This is a genomic window from Streptomyces sp. NPDC059853, from assembly GCF_042731495.1.
Classification (GTDB): Bacteria; Actinomycetota; Actinomycetes; order Streptomycetales; family Streptomycetaceae; genus Streptomyces.
Map to the genome: position 1 here is coordinate 1 of NZ_JBHWJL010000412.1, position 3,534 is coordinate 3,534.

Consider the following 3,534-nt stretch of genomic DNA (forward strand, 5'->3'; position numbering starts at 1 on the left):
GCCCCTCGGCGGGGCGGCGTGGCGGGCGTTTCCGGGCGGGAGCGGGACGGGGCCCGGGGGGTCAGCTCGGCTGCGCGGTCAGGCGGGTGATCGCCTCGTCCACCGTCAGGTCCTCGCGCTCGCCGGTGCGGCGGTCCTTCAGCTCCACGCGGCCCTCGGCGGCGCCGCGGCCCACGATCAGGATCGTCGGGACGCCGATCAGCTCGGCGTCGGTGAACTTCACGCCCGGCGACACACCCGCGCGGTCGTCCAGCAGGACGCGGACGTCCGCGGCGCCGAGGCGGTCGGCGATCTCGCCGGCCAGTTCCGTCTGCACCGCCTTGCCCGCCGCCACCACGTGCACGTCGGCCGGGGCGATCTCGCGCGGCCAGCACAGGCCGTGCTCGTCCGCCGTCTGCTCGGCCAGCGCCGCAACGGCGCGCGAGACGCCGATGCCGTAGGAGCCCATCGTCACCCGCACCGGCTTGCCCTCGCGGCCCAGCACCTCCAGGCCGAAGGCGTCCGCGTACTTGCGGCCGAGCTGGAAGATGTGGCCGATCTCGATCGCGCGGTCCAGGTTCAGACCGGAGCCGCAGTTCGGGCACGGGTCGCCGGGCTCGACGACGACGACGTCCAGGTACTGGTCGACCTCGAAGTCCCGGCCGGCGACCACGTTGCGGGCGTGGACGCCGGGCTTGTTGGCGCCGGTGACCCAGGAGGTGCCCGGGGCGACCCGGGGGTCGGCGAGGTAGCGGAAGGCCTTGCCCGCCATGCCCTGCGGGCCGACGTAACCGCGGACGAGGTCGGGACGCCGCGCGAAGTCCTCGGCGGTCACCAGGTCGACGACCGCCGGGGCCAGTGCCTCGGACAGCTTGCCGAGGTCCACCTCCCGGTCGCCGGGGACACCGACGGCCGCGATCTCGCCGTCGATGGTGATGAGCAGGTTCTTCAGCGTGGCGGAGGCGGGCACGTCCAGCTGCGCGGCCAGCGTCTCGATGGTCGGGGTGTCGGGGGTGTCCACCTCTTCGATCCCGGGGTGGTCCACGCCCTCGACCGGGGTCAGCGCGAAGCTGACGGCCTCGGTGTTGGCGGCGTAGCCGCAGGCCGGGCAGTCGGCGAAGGTGTCCTCGCCGGCCGCCGCGGGGGCCAGGAACTCCTCCGAGGCGGAGCCGCCCATCGCGCCGGAGATCGCGGAGACGATGCGGTAGTCGAGGCCGAGGCGGGTGAAGATCTTGATGTACGCCTCGCGGTGCAGCCGGTAGGACTCGGCCAGACCCTCGTCGGTGGTGTCGAAGGAGTACGAGTCCTTCATCTGGAACTCGCGCCCGCGCAGGATGCCGGCCCGGGGGCGGGCCTCGTCCCGGTACTTGGTCTGGATCTGGTACAGGACGACCGGCAGGTCCTTGTACGAGGTGCACTGGTCCTGGACCAGCTGGGTGAAGATCTCCTCGTGGGTGGGGCCGAGCAGATACTCGGCGCCCTTGCGGTCGCGCAGCCGGAAGAGCAGGTCACCGTACTCCTCGTACCGGCCGGTGACCTCGTAGGGCTCCTTGGGCAGCAGCGCCGGCAGCAGGACCTCCTGGGCGCCGATGGCGTCCATCTCCTCGCGGACCACGCGGGAGACGTTCTCCAGGACCTGCTTGCCGAGCGGCAGCCAGCTCCAGATGCCGGCGGCGGTGCGGCGTACGTACCCGGCGCGCACCAGCAGCCGGTGGTTGGTCGTCTCCGCGTCGGCCGGGGCGTCCCGCAGCGTCTTGAGCATGGATCGGGACAGGCGCTGAACTCGGGCTGCCATGGGGATTCGTGACTCCTGCGTGGGATGAGCGATTGGGCCCGAGAGTAGCGGGTCGGCGGCCCGGTGCGCCAAGCGGAGCCGGGGTCAGCGGCGCAGCGGCAGGTCGGCGCCCATCACGGCGTAGGGGCTGGCGGCGGAGGGGAAGTGGACGCGGCGGGCCAGGTCGCGGTAGCCGAGCCGCCGGTAGAGGCGACGGGCGGGGCTCTCGATGTCGATGGCGGAGAGGATGGAGCGGGGTTCCTCCGCGGTGTCGGTGATGCCGGTGATGAGGCGGGTGCCTATGCCGCGGCCCTGGTAAGCGGGGAGGACGTGCAGTTCGGTGATGGTGAAGGAGCCGTCGAGCCACGCGTCGTGCCCGGCGCGGCGCAGATACGGCTCGACGACGGTGGACCACCACTGGCTGCGGTCGTTGGGCATGCCGTAGACGAAGCCGGCGAGCGCTCCGGTGGCGGTGTGGACGGCGCCCAGCGCACGGGCGCCGGGGTGGGCGAGGTGGCGGAGCACGATGTGGCGGCGGACCGCGATCTCCCCGGGGGTCAGTCCGAACGCCTGGGCCTGGACGGCGAGGGCTTCGTCCACCCTGGCCGTCAGATCGATGGGTCCGACGGCGATGTCCTGGGCGTCGGGCGCGGTCCCCGAGGCGGATGGTGTCATGCCGGGGAGGCTAACGCGCCCGGGTCAGAACAGCACGCTCATCAGCGCGCCCGCCGTGGTGAAGCCGAGGCGGCGGTAGAGGGCGAGGGCGGGGGCGTTGTAGTCGTTGACGTAGAGGCTGACGACGGGGGCCCAGGTGGTGAGGGCGGTGCGGACGACGGTGGCGAGGCCGGCGGCGGCGAGCCCGGTACGGCGGCGGTCGGGGGCGGTCCACACGCCGGTGAGCTGGCAGGTGTGCGGGGTGACGGCGCCGATCTCGGCCTTGAAGACGATCCGGCCGTCCTCGACGCGGGCGAAGCAGCGGCCGGTGCCGACCGTCTCGGCGACCCGGGACTGGTAGGCGAGGCCGCCGTCCTCGGCGTCGAGCGGGGAGACGCCGACCTCCTCGGTGAACATGGCGATGGCGGCGGGGAGCACCAGGTCCATCTCGTCCTTGCGCATGGGGCGCACCAGGGGGTCGGGGGTGATGCCGGGCGGCGGCGGGGTGCTGGTGGCCATGAGCGGCTGGTGGGCGCGGACGGCGCGGGCGGGGCCCCAGTGCGGTTCGAGGTGGGCCCACAGGGCGGCGGTGGCGGGGGCGGGGCCGACGATGGAGGTGCAGCGGCGTCCCTCGGCCAGGGCGCGTTCGGCGAAGGCGCGCAGGGCGGCGGGGCCGGCGTGCAGGGGGACGAGGTTGGCGCCGGAGAAGCACAGGGAGCGCAGCCGGCCCCGGTGGTACCAGCCCCACAGCTCGCCGCCGAGGAGCCGGGGGTCGAGGCCGGATTCGATGACCCGCGCGGTGACGAACGCGCTCGCGAGGGGTTCCCGGGCGAGGAGGGCCAGGGCGTCGTCCAGCTCGCCCGGGTCGAGCGGGCGGGTGGCGGGCGTGGTGAGCACGGGGGGCCTTGGAGGTGAGCGGCGGGCGGGTGTCCGCGCACTGTACCGCCCGGGTGGCGCCGCCGCCCGCCGTACGGGGTGCGGAGGGCGGGTGGGGAGGTTGTGCCCGCGCCCGGGGGCCGCGCCGTCGCCGTCGGCGCGGTGCCGGGACGGCCGCGGCGCCCCCCCCCCCCGCGGGGGCGGGGGGGGCGGGGGGGGGGGGCGCGGCGGGGGGGGGCGCCCCCCGGGGC

3 protein-coding genes are annotated in these 3,534 nt (G+C 74.8%); all 3 read right to left on the reverse strand.

Features of this window, described 5'->3' with window-relative positions; translation table 11 throughout:
- Positions 1 to 61: 61 nt before the first annotated feature.
- On the reverse strand, positions 62 to 1,774 hold the full coding sequence (locus ACFV5N_RS25915) for a proline--tRNA ligase (RefSeq protein ID WP_385604396.1): 1,713 nt from the start codon (positions 1,772 to 1,774) through the stop codon (positions 62 to 64).
- A gap of 84 nt (positions 1,775 to 1,858) precedes the next feature.
- A complete protein-coding gene (locus tag ACFV5N_RS25920) occupies positions 1,859 to 2,428 on the reverse strand; it encodes a GNAT family N-acetyltransferase (RefSeq protein WP_385604399.1) in 570 nt (189 codons plus the stop codon).
- 24 nt (positions 2,429 to 2,452) lie between these two features.
- Positions 2,453 to 3,304: a GNAT family N-acetyltransferase gene (locus tag ACFV5N_RS25925; RefSeq protein ID WP_385604402.1), complete on the reverse strand. Its 852-nt coding sequence runs from the start codon at positions 3,302 to 3,304 to the stop codon at positions 2,453 to 2,455.
- Positions 3,305 to 3,534: the final 230 nt, after the last annotated feature.

What these genes read in the sequence shown, in the direction of transcription:
- ACFV5N_RS25915 (WP_385604396.1), bottom strand. Translation starts at nt 1,774, where the DNA reads ATGGCAGCCCGAGTTCAGCGCCTGTCCCGATCCATGCTCAAGACGCTG.
- ACFV5N_RS25920 (WP_385604399.1), bottom strand. Translation starts at nt 2,428, where the DNA reads ATGACACCATCCGCCTCGGGGACCGCGCCCGACGCCCAGGACATCGCC.